The 16,347-nt window shown below is 40.6% G+C and carries 18 protein-coding genes and 1 pseudogene; 13 read left to right on the top strand and 6 right to left on the bottom strand.

The window, feature by feature from the left end:
• The first annotated feature begins 83 nt into the window (after positions 1-83).
• Positions 84-2,063, top strand: a complete 1,980-nt coding sequence (locus AB1K80_RS15200) for a S9 family peptidase (RefSeq protein ID WP_412857629.1) — start codon at positions 84-86, stop codon at positions 2,061-2,063.
• Positions 2,064-2,102: 39 nt separating this feature from the next.
• On the opposite strand, the pseudogene AB1K80_RS15195 reads toward AB1K80_RS15200, so the two are convergent.
• Positions 2,103-2,439, bottom strand: a pseudogene (locus tag AB1K80_RS15195) (NifU family protein).
• Positions 2,440-2,523: 84 nt separating this feature from the next.
• Between AB1K80_RS15195 and AB1K80_RS15190 the strand changes: the two are divergent.
• Complete coding sequence (locus tag AB1K80_RS15190) at positions 2,524-2,853, top strand: YuzD family protein (protein WP_412857627.1); 330 nt, start codon at positions 2,524-2,526, stop codon at positions 2,851-2,853.
• A gap of 98 nt (positions 2,854-2,951) precedes the next feature.
• On the top strand, positions 2,952-3,182 hold the full coding sequence (locus AB1K80_RS15185; protein ID WP_412857626.1) for a hypothetical protein: 231 nt from the start codon (positions 2,952-2,954) through the stop codon (positions 3,180-3,182).
• Positions 3,183-3,236: 54 nt separating this feature from the next.
• Here AB1K80_RS15185 and AB1K80_RS15180 read toward each other — a convergent pair whose 3' ends face one another.
• Positions 3,237-4,304, bottom strand: a complete 1,068-nt coding sequence (locus AB1K80_RS15180) for an NAD(P)/FAD-dependent oxidoreductase (protein WP_412857625.1) — start codon at positions 4,302-4,304, stop codon at positions 3,237-3,239.
• A 255-nt stretch (positions 4,305-4,559) separates the two neighbouring features.
• Here AB1K80_RS15180 and AB1K80_RS15175 point away from each other — a divergent pair, with 255 nt between their 5' ends.
• The 3 genes from AB1K80_RS15175 to AB1K80_RS15165 all read left to right on the top strand — a co-directional run bounded on the left by AB1K80_RS15175 (position 4,560) and on the right by AB1K80_RS15165 (position 6,357).
• A complete protein-coding gene (locus AB1K80_RS15175; RefSeq protein ID WP_412857624.1) occupies positions 4,560-4,796 on the top strand; it encodes a YuzB family protein in 237 nt (78 codons plus the stop codon).
• Between the two features lie 269 nt (positions 4,797-5,065).
• Positions 5,066-5,920 (top strand): diaminopimelate epimerase, encoded by an 855-nt coding sequence (gene dapF, locus AB1K80_RS15170; RefSeq protein ID WP_412857623.1) that lies wholly within the window; start codon positions 5,066-5,068, stop codon positions 5,918-5,920.
• Positions 5,921-5,994: 74 nt separating this feature from the next.
• Positions 5,995-6,357, top strand: a complete 363-nt coding sequence (locus AB1K80_RS15165) for a HesB/IscA family protein (RefSeq protein WP_412857622.1) — start codon at positions 5,995-5,997, stop codon at positions 6,355-6,357.
• 169 nt (positions 6,358-6,526) lie between these two features.
• Here the strand turns inward: AB1K80_RS15165 and AB1K80_RS15160 are convergent, their stop codons facing one another.
• Both AB1K80_RS15160 and AB1K80_RS15155 read right to left on the bottom strand, forming a co-directional pair.
• A complete protein-coding gene (locus tag AB1K80_RS15160) occupies positions 6,527-7,264 on the bottom strand; it encodes a MerR family transcriptional regulator (RefSeq protein WP_412857676.1) in 738 nt (245 codons plus the stop codon).
• 126 nt (positions 7,265-7,390) lie between these two features.
• Positions 7,391-7,813, bottom strand: coding sequence for a hypothetical protein (locus AB1K80_RS15155; protein WP_412857621.1), 423 nt, complete (start codon positions 7,811-7,813; stop codon positions 7,391-7,393).
• A 206-nt stretch (positions 7,814-8,019) separates the two neighbouring features.
• Here AB1K80_RS15155 and AB1K80_RS15150 point away from each other — a divergent pair, with 206 nt between their 5' ends.
• Complete coding sequence (locus tag AB1K80_RS15150; RefSeq protein ID WP_412857620.1) at positions 8,020-8,226, top strand: hypothetical protein; 207 nt, start codon at positions 8,020-8,022, stop codon at positions 8,224-8,226.
• A 48-nt stretch (positions 8,227-8,274) separates the two neighbouring features.
• Here AB1K80_RS15150 and yumC read toward each other — a convergent pair whose 3' ends face one another.
• Positions 8,275-9,273 carry a ferredoxin--NADP reductase 2 gene (yumC, locus tag AB1K80_RS15145; protein ID WP_412857619.1) on the bottom strand — a complete coding sequence of 333 codons (999 nt, stop codon included), beginning with the start codon at positions 9,271-9,273 and terminating at the stop codon, positions 8,275-8,277.
• A gap of 391 nt (positions 9,274-9,664) precedes the next feature.
• Between yumC and AB1K80_RS15140 the strand changes: the two genes are divergently transcribed.
• The 4 genes from AB1K80_RS15140 to AB1K80_RS15125 all read left to right on the top strand — a co-directional run bounded on the left by AB1K80_RS15140 (position 9,665) and on the right by AB1K80_RS15125 (position 12,262).
• Positions 9,665-10,882 carry an NAD(P)/FAD-dependent oxidoreductase gene (locus AB1K80_RS15140; protein WP_412857675.1) on the top strand — a complete coding sequence of 406 codons (1,218 nt, stop codon included), beginning with the start codon at positions 9,665-9,667 and terminating at the stop codon, positions 10,880-10,882.
• Positions 10,883-11,001: 119 nt separating this feature from the next.
• Positions 11,002-11,124, top strand: coding sequence for a YuiA family protein (locus AB1K80_RS15135; protein ID WP_412857618.1), 123 nt, complete (start codon positions 11,002-11,004; stop codon positions 11,122-11,124).
• Positions 11,125-11,204: 80 nt separating this feature from the next.
• Complete coding sequence (locus AB1K80_RS15130) at positions 11,205-11,525, top strand: YuiB family protein (RefSeq protein WP_412857617.1); 321 nt, start codon at positions 11,205-11,207, stop codon at positions 11,523-11,525.
• Positions 11,526-11,623: 98 nt separating this feature from the next.
• Entirely contained in the window at positions 11,624-12,262 is a 639-nt protein-coding gene (locus AB1K80_RS15125) for a 3D domain-containing protein (RefSeq protein ID WP_412857616.1), read from the top strand.
• 40 nt (positions 12,263-12,302) lie between these two features.
• On the opposite strand, the gene AB1K80_RS15120 is transcribed toward AB1K80_RS15125, so the two are convergent.
• Complete coding sequence (locus AB1K80_RS15120; RefSeq protein WP_412857615.1) at positions 12,303-12,779, bottom strand: divergent PAP2 family protein; 477 nt, start codon at positions 12,777-12,779, stop codon at positions 12,303-12,305.
• Between the two features lie 307 nt (positions 12,780-13,086).
• Between AB1K80_RS15120 and AB1K80_RS15115 the strand changes: the two genes are divergently transcribed.
• Positions 13,087-14,577, top strand: a complete 1,491-nt coding sequence (locus AB1K80_RS15115) for a leucyl aminopeptidase (protein ID WP_412857674.1) — start codon at positions 13,087-13,089, stop codon at positions 14,575-14,577.
• A gap of 138 nt (positions 14,578-14,715) precedes the next feature.
• Positions 14,716-16,044 carry a Na+/H+ antiporter family protein gene (locus tag AB1K80_RS15110; RefSeq protein ID WP_412857613.1) on the top strand — a complete coding sequence of 443 codons (1,329 nt, stop codon included), beginning with the start codon at positions 14,716-14,718 and terminating at the stop codon, positions 16,042-16,044.
• The last annotated feature ends 303 nt before the right edge of the window (positions 16,045-16,347 follow it).

Raw genomic sequence — 16,347 nt, 5'->3', positions numbered from 1 at the left:
TTTATGATTTTTTCAAGAAGAGAAGCAGGGATTGTTATTTAGAGCATCGAAATAATTTTTATGAATAAAAGGGAGGGACATTCATGAAGAAGCCTGTTGTCGCAGAAGATGTATCAAAGCTTGTCTCATTGACTCATCCGGTATACTCACCAGATGGGAAGAAGGCAGTCTATACAAAGGTCAAAGTGAATGAACAACAAGATGATTACAATATCCAATTATGGGTACGAGATGAAGAAGCAGAGGAAACCCATCAATGGACATTTGATGACGGGAAACATCACCAGCCAGTTTGGTCAAATGATAGCAAGCAGCTTGCATTTGTGATACAAAAACCAAAGGGAGTGCCTCAGCTTGCCATCATTCAGAGTCAAGGAGGCGGGTTCAAGACGTTAACGAACATTCCATATGGGGTATCCAGCCCTATATTTTCTCCGGATGGCCATTTTATTTACGCGTCTGTTTCTTTGAAAAAAACAGAGTCCATTCATGATGAGAAAAAGCAGGAGCGAGATGATTTTGCACCGGCAATCTATGATGAACTGACCTATAAGGCAGATGGAAAAGGATTTTTAGAAGGACGGTTGACGCAAATCGTAAAGGTTAATGTGTCTTCAGGAGAGGTGGAGCTAGTCACAAACCAACAAGACCAGATCAATCATCTGAATCACACGATTTCTCCATGCGGGAAATGGCTAGCGTACATTCAAACAAATACCCAGACGCCTTACATCAGTGACGTGTGTCTTCTTTCATTAGAGGATGGTACAACGAACACCATTACACAATCGACTGGCGCTTACTCGACTGTTTCTTTTTCTCCGAATGGAGAGAAGCTTGTCTACATTGGGCATGAGCGAGAATTCCAAAATGCCACTTTGCCAACTTTATGGCTTTATGATCTCAAGGAAGAAAAGATCTTTCATCTATCTGAAATGCTAGATATGTATGTTGGTAGCTGTATGGCAGGGGATAGTGTGATAGGGGATGTACCTCAGCAGCCACAGTGGACAAAGGATAGTCAGGGATTTTACGCCCTTGTCTCAGATCAAGGAAGTACAGGGATCTATTATTTCTCTATTGACGGTTTAGCCTATCCGGTACGTATGGAGGCGGAGCATATCACGAACTTTAGCCTTCACCCAAATGAATCAAAATGTTTGATTAGCCGGTTGTCACCAGTCTCTCCAAGTGAGCTGTATGAGCTAACATTAGGAGAATCAACATTAAAGCAACTGACTTTTGTACATGAGGACTATGTAAACGAACATGCATTATCGCTACCAGAGCCCATTTCTTTTCAGTCGAAAGAGGGAGACAGTGTACACGGTTGGCTAATGAAACCCTCGCAAATGGAAGAAGGGAAGAAGTATCCCCTTATTCTAGAAGTGCATGGCGGACCGCATGTGATGTATGGGCATACATATTTTCATGAATTTCAGATGCTGGCTTCTGAAGGATACGCAGTTGTGTACGTCAACCCTCATGGCAGTCATGGATATGGACAAATGTTTACGGATCGTGTGAGAGGAAGCTATGGTGACGTCGATTATGAAGATGTCATGGGAGCGGTTGACCATGTGTTAGCAACCTATGATTTTCTTGATGAAACAAGACTTGGCGTGACAGGCGGAAGTTATGGCGGATTTATGACGAACTGGATTGTCGGCCAAACCGATCGCTTTCAGGCAGCCGTTACGCAACGATCCATCTCGAATTGGATCAGCTTTTATGGGATCAGTGATATTGGCTATTACTTCACAAGATGGCAGATGGATGGAGATATTTATGATTCGGTTGATAAGCTATGGGATCGTTCGCCGTTAAAGTATGTGAAACAGGTGAACACACCGCTTCTCATCTTGCACAGTGATGAAGATTACCGCTGTCCGGTCGACCAAGGAGAGCAGCTTTTTGTGGCGTTGAAGGAGCTTGGGAAAGACACAAGGCTAGTCAAATTCCCGAAAGCATCTCATGACTTATCCAGAAGTGGACATCCCGCGCAGAGAATTCAAAGGTTGGGCTTTATCAATGATTGGTTTAAAGAAAAGCTATCCAAATAAAAAACGACCACTTGAGGGTCGTTTTTGTTTCTATATGAATTAGAAAACCTGTTCAACTTCTACAACGCCAGGTACTTCTTCTAATAATGCACGTTCAATACCGGCTTTTAGTGTAATGGTTGAACTTGGGCAGCTACCGCATGCACCGAGAAGACGTAATTTCACAATGCCATCTTCAATGTCTACAAGCTCACAGTCTCCACCATCACGTAATAGAAATGGACGAAGTTTATCCAGCACTTCTTGTACTTGGTCTTTCATTTCGACTTCAGTCATTAGATATAATCGCTCCTTTCACAACATATCACCATTATATTCATCTGGACGATAAAAATCTATTGATTGGTTTCAAAGTTTCCTTCTCATTATAGCACATTCTCATATTGAAACAAAAAGTGATTTTGACTTTTTTCATACAGAAAATTCAGCTAAAATAAAGAAAGAACAGGGGGCTTGTCAAATGAATCAAACCGTTGACCTTTTTGTATATGGAAGAAATGTTTTGTGTGCCAGTTGTGTGAATTTGCCTTCTTCAAAAGATACTTATGAATGGCTTGAAGCTGCGTTAACACGAAAATATCCGAATCAACCGTTTCGCATCACATATATTGATATTGAGAATCCGCCGGAAAATGAACGTCAAAAAGATTTGGCTGAACGAATTCTTGAAGATGAATTCTTTTATCCGCTTGTCCTTGTGGGGGATCAAATCGTAGGAGAAGGTAACCCGAAATTAAAAGACATTTATCAAGAAATGGAGAAATACGGTTACAAAGAGAGCGGCGCATAAGCTGTTCTTTTTTTGAAAACAAAACGAACAAACGTTCCTTTATAACTTGAATAGGAACGTTTGTTCGTTTATAATAGAGTAAAAGGAGCGTGTGCAACATGAATTATTTACTGAAACAATCTCTTGATCAGCAAATACCGATTGATATGATTTATATGAAGAAAAATGGCGAATGTTCGAAGCGGAAAATCATTGTGCATCGTCAATCTGAACAGCTCATACAAGCGTATTGCTTATCGAAGAAGACCATCAGAACATTTCGTAAAGACTGCATCCTTGCCCTTGCTCCAATCAAATGGGCAAACTCACCTACACATGCCGTTTCATAGAAAATAGCTCCTTTATGATGAAAGGAGCTTTGAGAAAAAAATCATATCATGTTGTTAGCCATTGTGATGCTTGTACATCCAAAGGAGTCCAGACTTTAGTATTCTAGGAACACGACCTACAAGCGGACGGTCAGCCACTAAGCCAAACCCAGCTTTTTTCCCTAAAGAACCTAATACACCCTTTAATTTAAACTGGGGATAAGCTTCAGGGAGGGGCTCGTTTTTCCAACGCTTTTGTAAGGATTGAACAATTTGTTCTGCCTGTGCTTCAGCAAGCTGTGCACTTGGTGCATGTGGAAGACTTGCACAATCACCGACAACATACACATGTTCATCCCCAGGAAGATTGTGATGAGGCGTCAATATGACGCGACCGTGTGCGTCTTTTTCAACCGGCATGTCTCGGACCACTTGACTAGGCTGAATGCCAGCCGTCCAAACAATCGCATCTGCTTCAATTCCATCATCGTGATTGTAAACCATGCCTTCTTCCACCTTCGTAATATTGGCACGGTTGATAATGTGCACGTCATTTTCTTCAAACCACTTCTGAACATATAAGCTCAATCTATTTGGAAAGCTTGATAGGATGAGTTCTCCTCGGTCGAAAAGAATAATGTTGAGATCAGCTCTGCTTTCACGCAATTCACTGGCTAGCTCTACCCCGCTTAGTCCAGCACCGACAATGCCAACCGTTGCGCCTGCGCTCAAATTGTTTAATTTGTTATACGCATGCCTCGACTGATCAATGGTTTGAATACTGTATGTATGTTCTTTCGCACCTGGGACATTGTGATACTTGTCCTCACAGCCGAGTCCAATCACCGTATCATCATATGGTATGGGTTCACGGTCGCTAAATAAGATCTGTTTGTTTTCAATATCAATTTTTTTTACTTCCCCGTATTGAATATCCAGCTTCGGATGCTCTGGAAAAGATACTCGAATGTGTTGATCAGAGATCGTTCCAGCAGCAAGTGCATAATATTCTGTTTTTAAACAGTGGTAAGGATTTCGATCAATTAATGTGATAGTGACATCATCAGGTAATTGATTTGGCAATAAGCGGTGGAGAACCCGCATATTCCCGTAACCTCCGCCGATCAAGACTAAATTTTTCATGACGATTCTCCTTTTCCCCCTAGACATTGAAAAACACTTATACTAAAAAACTTTAAGTTAAAATACCAAATAAAATTATATCGAATTTACTGTGAAACCACAATAATTGTTTCAAAATAACCTACACATTCATTATTTCGTCCTAAATAGTAAAACATTTTACGGGTAATAGGCGTAATGATTTAAGAGGAGCTCAATTTTTGACTAATGGAAGGAATTTCGGTAGGATGTAAAGGCAATGTGAGGTGATGCACAGTGTTTCCACTGATCGAATTTTGTGTAAGTAATCTTGCACAAGGGTCACAAGAAGCGAAAGAGAAGCTAGAAAAGGATCCAAACCTAGATGTAATGGAATACGGCTGTTTAAGCTACTGCGGTCGATGCATGGACTCGCCATTTGCACTGGTGAATGGAGAATTTGTCTCAGGAGAAAATGCAGAGCAGTTAGTCGAAAGAATATATGCTTTCATAGAGGAAAATGACATGTTTTAAATGCACCACATGGGTCAAGAGGTGCATTTTTTTATATTTGAACCTTCCATTTTTAAGGAGATTTAATAGAAAGCGCATTCAATATGTTATGCTAATAAAATGTTATCAAAAGGGATCATAACGAAGTGGAAAAAGAGGTTTATTCGTTATAAAAGCCCTTTGCCATGGCAGCAAAGAGCTTCTATGTATGAAAAACGGGGGATGATAAGATTGTCTCCTGAATGAACTCCTTTTATACTATAAAGAAACAATTTTTTTGGAGGACTTTCATGACATCATTTCAATTCACGAAAATGCACGGTCTAGGGAATAATTATATTTACGTCAATCAGATCGAGGAACAACTACCAGAAGAGGAGCTTTCCGAGATTGCCATACGCGTGTCTTCCGTCTATACAGGAATCGGTTCTGACGGGATGATCCTCATTTGTCCATCAGAGGTTGCCCCTGTTAAAATGCGTATCTTCAACAATGATGGCTCTGAAGGGAAAAACTGTGGCAACGGCCTTCGTTGTGTTGCCAAATACGTCTATGAGCATAAGATAGTCACAGACACAACATTTCAGATTGAAACATTATCAGGACTTGTGGAAGCCACTGTTCACGTAGAGCAAGGTCAGGTAAACTCAGTTACGGTTGATATGGGAAAACCTCGTTTTGAAAAAAGGGCGATGCCGATGCTAGGTAATCCAGACAGCACGACCATCAATGAAACGCTTGATTTTGGTGCGGCAACCTTGAATGGTACAGCTGTTTCAATGGGAAATCCCCATATTGTTTTCTATATAGAAGAGATTGAAAAAGCACCCCTTCATTCTCTTGGTCCGGTCATTGAAAAGCACGAGACATTCCCGGAAGGTGTGAATGTGGAATTTGTAGAAATTGTGAGCGAAACTGAGCTGCATTTCCGTGTGTGGGAAAGAGGTTCAGGGATTACACAAGCATGCGGGACAGGTGCTTGTGCGGCGGCCGTATCAACAATTGTGAATGGGCACGCGAAAAAAGAGACGGACATGACGGTTCACTTGGCAGGTGGTGACCTTATCATTCGCTGGAAAGACAATGACCATGTGCTAATGACAGGACCCGCAGAAACGATTTGTGACGGCCAATTTTACTTGTAAACCATTTATTTGAGAAAAGGCAACATCACGTTTATAATTGAAAAAGAAACATCCAGTCAAAAGGAGGGATGATCATGAGTACACCAGTAACCATTACAGAAGCGGCTGCGTTGCAGATTAAAGATATGATGAAAGAACATGAAGAAGAAAATGCGTTCCTTCGCGTAGGCGTAAAAGGCGGCGGTTGTAGCGGTCTTTCATACGGCATGGGCTTTGACCATGAAGTAGCGGAGAAAGATAAACAATTTGAACAGCACGGCATAAAGGTTCTTGTCGACTCCGAAAGCCTTGATATCATGAACGGAACCATCATCGATTTCAAACAATCACTCATGGGCGGCGGTTTTACGATCGATAACCCAAATGCGATTGCGTCATGTGGTTGTGGTTCTTCTTTTAGAACGGCCTCAAATACCGGTACGCCGGAAGAGTGTTAAGAAAGATCGTCTAATATAATGAACCTCCATGAATGATCTATTCGTGGAGGTTTTTTTATTGCTTTAAAAAAGTGTCAAATTCCTACAAAATATCTCTATATAATTCAATGATATCTATAGTGATGGGGTTTTTGAAAATTAGATTGTAATTTCCATTCTTGTATCCTCATTAATGTTGTTCAGCAAAAACCTTCATCGCATCACTCATGAATGACGCCAAGCCCTCGCCATATTGATCAATATTTTTTGTAAATCGTTCGTCTTGAATATAGAGTTGACCTAATCCGTGAAATGCTTCAAGTGAATACTGCGTAAAGTGTTCGTTCAAAAAGTCATACCATTCTTTGATCGCGTCTTGTACTTCTTTGGATTGAGGTGAGTGATGGCGAAGGGTTGCTAGTTGCTGAAAAATTTGATCCCATCTATTTGATAAATCAACTTGTTCCTCTTTGGACAATGTATTTAGCTTTGTGTTTGCGTCATCTATCGGTTTGTTTCCCCAACGGCGACGCGCTTCTTCTTCATATTGGTTAAATTTGATGTTCATTCCCTCAAACCTCTCTTTGTTTGTCATGTGAATGTCTCCCTTGAGATGTTTTAATGTCCTATCCATATTTTCAATCATTTGATCGAGTTTGTTTCGTTTCTCTATTAACATTTTTCGTTGTAAAATAAATGCTTCTTGTTTATCAAAAGAAGGATTGTTCATTATTTCTTTTATGTCCTTTAAAGTAAAGCCAAGTTCTCTGAAAAATAATATTTGCTGTAGCGTTTCAAGGTTTTCTTCGGAATAGAGTCGATAACCTGCGTCCGTGACCTCTGTTGGGATCAACAATCCAATCTGGTCGTAATGATGAAGTGTACGAATACTAATACCAAACAATTGTGCAACTTCTTTTACTTTCATCGTGATCACTTGCACCTCCTTCAATGACCACTATAAAGGATGACGTAACGTGAGGGTCAATAGAAAGCCATAAGATATTTGAAAGGTGATGAAGGAAGTAAAAAAGAGACGCTCTATCAGCATCTCTTACTCCACAACTTCTTCTTCTGTTTTTAACAGTTCTACATTCAATACATCCACTAACTCTTGGTTGGTAAACATATAAATCACCACTTCTTTATTACCATCTTCCACATGGACTTCAATCTCAATTTTAATATTCGCTGGTTTTCCAAGATAGATTACATCAAACGTACCGATTTTTTTCGTTTCATTGTTTTTATTCATTTTTCTCACTTTGGCAAGTATCTGGTTGATTTCTTGTTCACTTAAACCAACATCTAAAATTGAATGAGAAACATGTTGTAAAAAAGGTTCTAATTGATCAAAATCGATATTCATTCCTGCGGCAAATCGTGCATAATGTTTGTTATAGTCTTTTGCAAATAGTTCGACTGAGCCGCCAATCATCAGTAACAAGCTCAAACTAATGATGAAACGCTTTAACATCTTTCCACCTAACCTTCATTATGATCTACTTCACTTTCTCTATATCGGTCGAACAGATGAGACCTTGATGGTTTCCATTACCTGTGAATGAATTTGTAAATCGCTCAATTTTGTTACAGCTTGCCCTCACATATGGCTATTTCCATCTGAAAAGAGTATCATGAGAACCAAACATAAACTGTTGTCAGAAAAGAGGTCGCTGAATTTTGAGTGAACAAATCAATTGCAGGAGCTGTCAGGAACTGATTCCATATCGTGCCAAAACGTGTCCATCTTGCGGGATAGACAAGCCGCTTCCGAAGAAGGAACGTGTGAAGGATCGGATCATTTTGGTTGTGGCAGGCATTGTTGTGGTATTACTTGCTGCGATGATCATTGGAATGGCGAATGCCTATATTGGGATTTTTAAATAAATAAAAAAAGGAGCTCCGTGAATGGAACTCCTTTTTTTATTACGCGATTTATTTGTTTTCAAATAAGCTTGTGGAATGCAGAGGCTGTACACGGGCTTTCGGGTCCATGTATGCTTTTGCGTTGTTCACAGCAGTAGGTGCTTCACCAAATCCGCTTGCGATCAATTTGACTTTTCCTTCATACGTACAGATGTCTCCTGCCGCATAGAAGCCTTCAATATTTGTTTCCATTGTGGATTTGACGACGATGGAGTTCTTTTCAATTTCAAGGCCCCATTGTTTGATTGGTCCTAGTGAGGAAACGAAACCGAAATTGACAATCACATCATCCACATCAAGCACTTGCTTTTTGTCGCCTTTGACCTCTTCAAGCACAATTTGTTCAATGCGATCCTCACCAATCAGCTCAGTTGGCACATAGGGTGTCAAGACGTTTACTTTTGAGTTGTGCAAGTTTTCGACACTGTGCTCATGTGCACGGAATTTATCACGGCGGTGAATAATCGATACTTCTTTTGCGATTGGCTCAAGCATCAGTGCCCAGTCTACCGCAGAGTCTCCGCCGCCAAGAACAGCGACACGTCTACCTGCAAACTGGTTCAAGTCATTGATGAAGTAATGAAGGTTGCTTCCTTCAAATGATTCGGCTGAGTCGAGCTCTAGCTTTCTCGGTTGGAATGCACCGTTTCCGGCTGTAATAATGATCGTTTTAGAATAATGTACTTCTTTATTTGTGACCAGTTTAAAGATACCGTCTGCTTGCTTTTCAACAGTTTCAACTGCTTGTTCTAAGCAAATGGTTTGATCAAATTTATCCATTTGTTCTTTGAGGTTATCAACTAATTCTTGGGCACGTATTTTTGGGAAACCTGCCACATCATAAATATATTTTTCAGGGTAAAGAGCGGATAGTTGACCGCCAAGTTGAGGAAGGCTCTCGATGATTTTGACACTCGCCTGTCTCATGCCTCCGTAAAAAGCAGTAAATAAACCAACTGGGCCGCCCCCGATAATGGTAATGTCATATACCTTAGAATCTTCTTGCATTCCTTTAATCCTCCCAAATGAAAATTGTTATCACTATATCATATCATACCACATTTTAGTGTTTCACCTGTTTTGAAAAACTTGTCGTTTTTTGATGTAGTGACTTAGAAACGAAAAGGAAAATAAGAAAGACTGTTTATCCTTAGGAATTTCACTTTAAAGCCTTGAAAAAAGGAACAGAACTCGCTATTATTGTTAAGGGAACTAAATATTAATTTTTTATGAATTTTTGTCGGAAACGGTCAAATGATTTCGTTTTCTGTAAGTGAAAGTTCAGATTTTCACATAATCATTATTTTGTTTTAATTTCATAAAATGCCGGAAAGCGGTTGAGAATAACGATAGGTCATTCTTTATCCGCATTTCAGCAAATTTAAAAAAGGTGGATGTGATTCCAGTGAATAAACCGAAAATCGTTGTATTAGGTGCAGGTTATGGCGGATTAATGACTGTAACAAGATTAACAAAACAGCTAGGCACAAATGATGCGGACATTACTCTTGTGAATAAACATAATTATCATTACGAAACGACATGGCTACATGAAGCAAGTGCAGGTACTCTTCATCATGATCGTTGTCGTTACCAAATTAAAGATGTCATTAACAGTTCCCGTGTCAATTTTGTACAAGCTACAGTTGAAAGCATTGATAAGGAAGCGAAGAAAGTTGTGACATCAGATGGAGAGCTTTCCTACGACTACCTCGTTGTGGCGTTAGGTGCTGTTCCTGAAACATTCGGCATTGCAGGATTAAAAGAATACGCATTCTCTATCTCTAACATCAACTCTGCTCGTCAGCTTCGTGAGCACATCGAACTTCAATTTGCCACGTATAATACGGAAGCTGAAAAGCGTCCAGAGCGTTTGACAATCGTTGTCGGCGGTGCTGGTTTCACAGGAATTGAATTCCTTGGTGAGCTTGGAAACCGTGTGCCAGAGCTTTGTAAAGAGTATGATATCGATCAAAAAGACGTTCGCATTATCTGCGTAGAAGCTGCACCAACAGCTCTACCAGGATTCGATCCTGAATTGATCGACTATGCGATGAACTACCTTCAAGGTAAAGGGATTGAGTTCAAAATCGGTACAGCGATCAAAGAATGTACACCTGAAGGAATCATTGTTGGAAAAGACGATGATACAGAAGAAATCAAAGCTGAGACAGTTGTTTGGGCTGCAGGTGTTCGCGGGAACCCAATCGTTGAAGAAGCTGGATTTGAAAACATGCGCGGTCGCGTAAAAGTATCTCCAGATCTTCGTGTACCAGAGCATGATGATGTATTTATCATTGGTGACTGTTCATTGATCATCAATGAAGAAATCAACCGTCCATACCCACCAACAGCGCAAATTGCGATGCAACAAGGTGAAACAGTTGCGAAAAACCTTGCAGCGCTTGTGAAAAATGGTACGCTTGTCAGCTTCAAGCCAGACATCAAAGGAACAGTTGCTTCTCTTGGTGAACATGACGCTGTAGGTGTTGCGTTTGGTAAAAAGCTTCAAGGAACAAAAGCTTCAGCAATGAAGAAAATCATCGACAACCGTTCTTTATTCATGGTTGGCGGTCCAGGACTTGTCCTCAAAAAAGGGAAGTTCAAATTCTTCTAAAAATGAAACCGAAACGTGTATCCTCGTGATGCACGTTTTTTTATATTGAAGGTTTTCTCACTTGTTCATGTATGTTATAGTAAATTATCAGAAAATTTAGATAAGGGGGGTGTGGTAAGATGAATGCAACAAAGGAAAAGAAATTTACCTGTCCTTATTGTTCTGGAAAAGGGTATTTTCAGCTATTGCTCGGCGGTTCGGAAACATGTGAAGAATGTAAAGGGACAGGGAAAAAGCATTGATCTAGTAGATTTTCCATTGATTGACTTCATCTCCATTTCCAAGTTAAACTAGTGTTGGGATATTTGGGGGTGGAGATGAAGTGATCAGTTTACCAGTTGTCATCATTTCAGTGATTTTATTTTTTGTTTTATTCTTTGGCATTGGCTTTTTATTAAATATGCTGCTTAGAATGTCTTGGATTATGGCTATTTTATATCCAATTGTATGCCTTTTCATCATCAATAATCAAAAAATGATCACATATGTAAGAGAGCCAGGGGTAGCTTTCTCAGGAATCGGCGATCGCATCGTTTCACTTGCGGCAGCTGATATCATCATTTTATTGAGTGGTCTAGTGGGCGCGATTTCATCTGGCTTTGTCATTAATGCATTAAGAAAAAGAGGATATCAAATGTTTTAACTCACTTGTTTGCCGGCAAGTGAGTTTTTGTTTCTCCTTCGCATAGTTTCCCTTCGATTTGGAAACAAATAGATGGGTAGAGGAGTGACAAATTCAAGATGAAAACATGGATGAAACGATTGTTCATGACGGCTTTGTTCTTACTTGCAGTGATGACAAGCTTTACAGGCATTTCTGGAGTAGAACCAAGTGATCTCGCTGCGTGGATGAAGGATGTTGAAAAGCAACGATCTCCTTTTATTCATCAGCAAAGAAAACAAACGATGGCCATTAAAAATGATGATATGGGAGCTGTTTCTCTCGAAGACGCCTTTAATTGGAATGAGTACCCGAAGCAAAAGGTTGTGGCAACGGGTTATACGGCAGGTGTCGAATCCACAGGTAAAACAAAGGAACATCATGCATATGGGATTACATATTCAGGCGTCAAAGTGAAGCGCGATCTATATTCAACCGTCGCGGCAGACCCGTCTGTTTTTCCAATTGGTACGGTCTTGTTTATTCCGAATTATGGGTACGGTGTGGTTGCAGATACGGGTAAAGCCATCAAGGGTCATAAACTCGATCTTTATTATGAAACAGTTGATGATGTATACAGAGAATGGGGGAAAAAGGTTCTTGATGTCTATGTGATCAAAAAGGGTGAAGGAAGTTTAACGGAAAAAGATCTAAGTGAGCTGAATGAAGCAGAATCAATGCAAGTATTTCGTCAGCAATTCCAAGCGAATAAAGAGTGAAAAAGCTTTGGGTCCTTTAAGGTCCAAAGCTTTTTCATGCTTACATGAAGTAATAGTCTAAGATGAGTGTCAATAAGATCCCTGTTAAGCCACCGAAGAATACTTCGATTGGCTTATGCCCAAGAAGCTCTTTCAATTTCTTTTGCTTCTCTTTCTCTTCCGCATTTGGAAAATTCTTTGCTTCTGCAACAAATCGGTTAAAATCTGTTACTAATTTGTTGAGGACAGTGGCTTGTTCTCCTGCCTGTCTACGGACTCCTGTCGCATCAAACATTGTAATAATGGCAAAGATTGCGGAAATGGCAAAAATAGATGTTTCTAGCCCGTGCTCTAAAGCAACTGCTGTTGAGAGTGCTGTGACGGCTGCGGAGTGAGAACTTGGCATTCCGCCTGTGCTTGTAATGAGCGACCAATCTAGTCGTCTAGAAATGATAAATTGAATAGGTACTTTTACAAATTGTGCAAAAAAGATGGCTGCAAGGCTGGCAAGCAGCGGGAAATTCGTCAGTACGCTCATGAACAAGAAACATCCTCTCTGTAAGAAAAAATATCGTGCGAAATAAATGACGTTTTACCCTAGTAAGATAAAAAATGATTGCAGTAAGAAATATTGCCAAGTCCATGTTCATTATAACATTAAAGAAAGTAGTTGTGGAATGAGGAGAACAGAACGTCTTCGCTTTTTCATCATACCCTTCCGTGTGAAAAAATATGAACATTTATGGAGCGAGGACCTACTTGGAATGATCGTATAGGGATACAAATTTTGATATAATGGACGTTACAATGTGAAAATAGAGTTCATTGAAGGAGCTGTGATAAATATGTTTTTCTCGACAAATGAGTTGCAACATAAAGATACACTGGCCATCGGACTTTTTCAGAAAAGCCAACTATCAGGAAAAGCAAAAGAATTGGATGAATTACTTGAAGGAAGAATCACTGACTTATTAAAAGAAGGAGATATTTCTTCAAAACGAAATCAGCTATCAAAATTTTTCCCATCCCCAGAAACAGGCATCAAACGGATTTATTTTATCGGGCTTGGGAAAGAATCAGATTACACGTTTGAAGAGGCAAAAGAAGTGTTTGCCCACTTGTTTAAAAAGCTCCATCAAGATAAAAAGCAAGCCGTTTCTGTCTTGCTTGATACGTTTATCGGAAAGGGACTGCCTGTTCAAGATGCAGCCCATGCTCTTTCTGAAAGCTGTTTGCTTGCTACATATGAATTACAGGATTTTAAACATAAAACAAATGAACCGGATCGTTTTATTGAATTTGTGTATGCAACGACAGATTATGATACCGCTGAAATTCAAGCGAGTCTGAAAGTTGGCGAGGTCTATGGGCAATCAGTGAACTCAGCTCGCACACTTGTGAATATGCCGCCGAATATGCTTACCTCCTCAGATCTTGCATCTTATGCGGCAGAGCTTGCTTATAAATATGAATTTGAGATCGAAATTATCGATAAAGAACAAATGGAAGAGCTCGGGATGGGCGGGATATTAGCCGTCAATCGAGGCTCGACAGAACCACCGAAACTGATTGTGTTGAAATATCAAGGCAAGGAAGAATGGACAGAGGTCATTGGCCTCGTTGGAAAAGGGATCACGTATGATACAGGTGGCTACTCCTTAAAACCAAGAGCTAGTATGGTCGGTATGAAGACAGATATGGGTGGTTCAGCGTCTGTTTTAGGTGCGATGGAGATTATTGGGGAGCTTCGGCCAGAACAAAATGTGATTGCTGTCATTGCTTCAACCGACAACATGATTTCCGCAGATGCGATGAAGCCAGATGATGTCATTGTGTCACTGAGCGGAAAAACAATCGAAGTACTCAACACAGATGCAGAAGGAAGATTGGTGTTAGCAGATGGAGTGACGTATGCAAAGCAGCACGGTGCCTCTGTCCTTGTTGATGTGGCGACATTAACAGGTGGCGTCGTTGTGGCACTTGGAAATGAGACGACAGGCGCTATGACCAATAACGAAGAACTATATGAACAGTTTAAAGAAGCATCTGAAGAATGTGGTGAAATGATCTGGCAGTTGCCAATTACAGAAAAAGATAAAAAACGAGTACGTCAAAGCAAAATGGCTGATCTCAACAATTCACCAGGTCGAGATGGTCATGCGATCATGGCAGGTGCGTTTATTGGTGAATTCGCTGAAGACACCCCTTGGGTTCATTTAGACATTGCAGGAACAGCCACAACTGAAAAACCCTCATGTTTCGGTCCAACAGGAGCTACAGGGGTAATGGTGAGGTCACTGGCCACATTTGTGGAACGATTTGAATCAAAAGAATAAAGACCAAAGCTCTGCCAAAGGCGGGGCTTTTTTATTTTGTCATATGGCATTTGACGATGTTTTATTTCTGTGGTAACATACGTTGGTGCTTTAATTATCTACTACATTAGTAAACTAAAGGATTTTGGAGGTTTCACCATGAACGCAGTTGTGATAGCGGTTGTTTTGATGTTGATATTAAGCTTGCTACGGGTCAATGTCGTCATTGCCCTTGCGCTTGGCGCATTAGCAGGTGGACTTGTAGGCGGATTGGGTCTTGGAGGTACAATTGAAGCCTTTACTGACGGTCTCGGAGGGAATGCGACTGTTGCAATTAGCTATGCACTATTAGGTGCTTTCGCTGTTGCACTGACGAAAACAGGACTTCCAGATGCCATGGTAGAAGGAGCGGTGAAGCTTCTAGGCAAAGAAGGTGACTCAAGAAGGAAAACATTATCAAAAGTACTCATCATCCTAGTCATTTTGATCGTTTCATGTTTTTCACAAAACGTCGTACCTGTTCATATTGCCTTTATTCCGGTATTGATTCCACCATTATTAAAGGTGTTTAATGAACTTCAAATTGACCGTAGACTGATTGCATGTGTGATGACTTTCGGACTTACTGCACCATATATCTTGCTACCAGTCGGTTTTGGGCAAATTTTCCACGGGATGCTTCGTGATAACATGAAAGAAGCTGGTCTAACCGTTGAATTAGCCAACATTCCGATTGCGATGCTTATCCCTGTCTCCGGTATGATTCTCGGGCTCATCATTTCACTTTTTGTGTATCGCAAGCCGAAAGTATATGAGAATCGTGAGATCACTGATGTTGAGAAATCAGCTTATTCGAAGAAAAGTTTATTCTATGCCGTTCTCGCTATTTTTGTCTCATTAATCGTCCAGCTTTATTTATCGCAAAGCCTTGGCGTGGAAGGGATGATCTTCGGTGCACTAGCAGGACTTCTTGTTTTATTTGTCACGGGAATGATGAAACGTGATGAAGCCGATGAGCTCATTACCTCTGGGATGAACATGATGGCATTTATCGGTTTTGTCATGTTGGTAGCGGCTGGATTCGCCAATGTCTTAACAAAAACAGGAGACATTGAATCCCTTGTGAAGGCCTCTTCGCATGTGATTGGCAACAATCAAAGCTTAGCGGCGCTATTAATGTTATTGGTCGGCTTACTTGTCACAATGGGGATTGGATCATCGTTTGCGACCATTCCGATTATTACAACGATTTTTGTTCCACTTTGCTTACATTTAGGATTTAGTCCGATGGCAACCATTGCACTAATTGGTTCTGCTGCAGCTGTAGGGGATGCTGGTTCTCCTGCGAGTGATAGTACACTTGGACCAACAGCTGGGCTGAATATGGATGGACAGCACCATCATATTTGGGGGACTTGTGTTCCGACATTCATCTTTTATAATATTCCGCTCGTCCTGTTCGGATGGCTTGCGGCAGTTATTCTGTAATTTAAAAGGTTCCTCCTTTGGAGGAACCTTCAGCGTGTAGACAAACCCTCGCATTCGGTGTCAGGCCTGCGCGCTGGTGCTCACGAATGTTCAATTCGCTCCGCTCCAGTGCTCGTCCTTCCTGGACTTCAAGGGTTTTCATTCACGCTGAAAGGAAGACAAAGAGCTAAATCAAATCAATTTAGCCCTTTGTCAACAATCTGAAAGGTTCCTCCCATGGAGGAACCTTCAGGCTGTCGAGAAAATCTTGACAGCCTTATTTTTTCCCTTAAAATTCCCATCTCCTCATTTTATAATAGAGAA

Origin of the sequence: Bacillus sp. 179-C3.3 HS (genome assembly GCF_047229225.1) — a bacterium.
Lineage (GTDB): Bacteria > Bacillota > Bacilli > Bacillales > Bacillaceae > Bacillus.
This window is presented reverse-complemented; position numbering and strand designations above follow the sequence as displayed.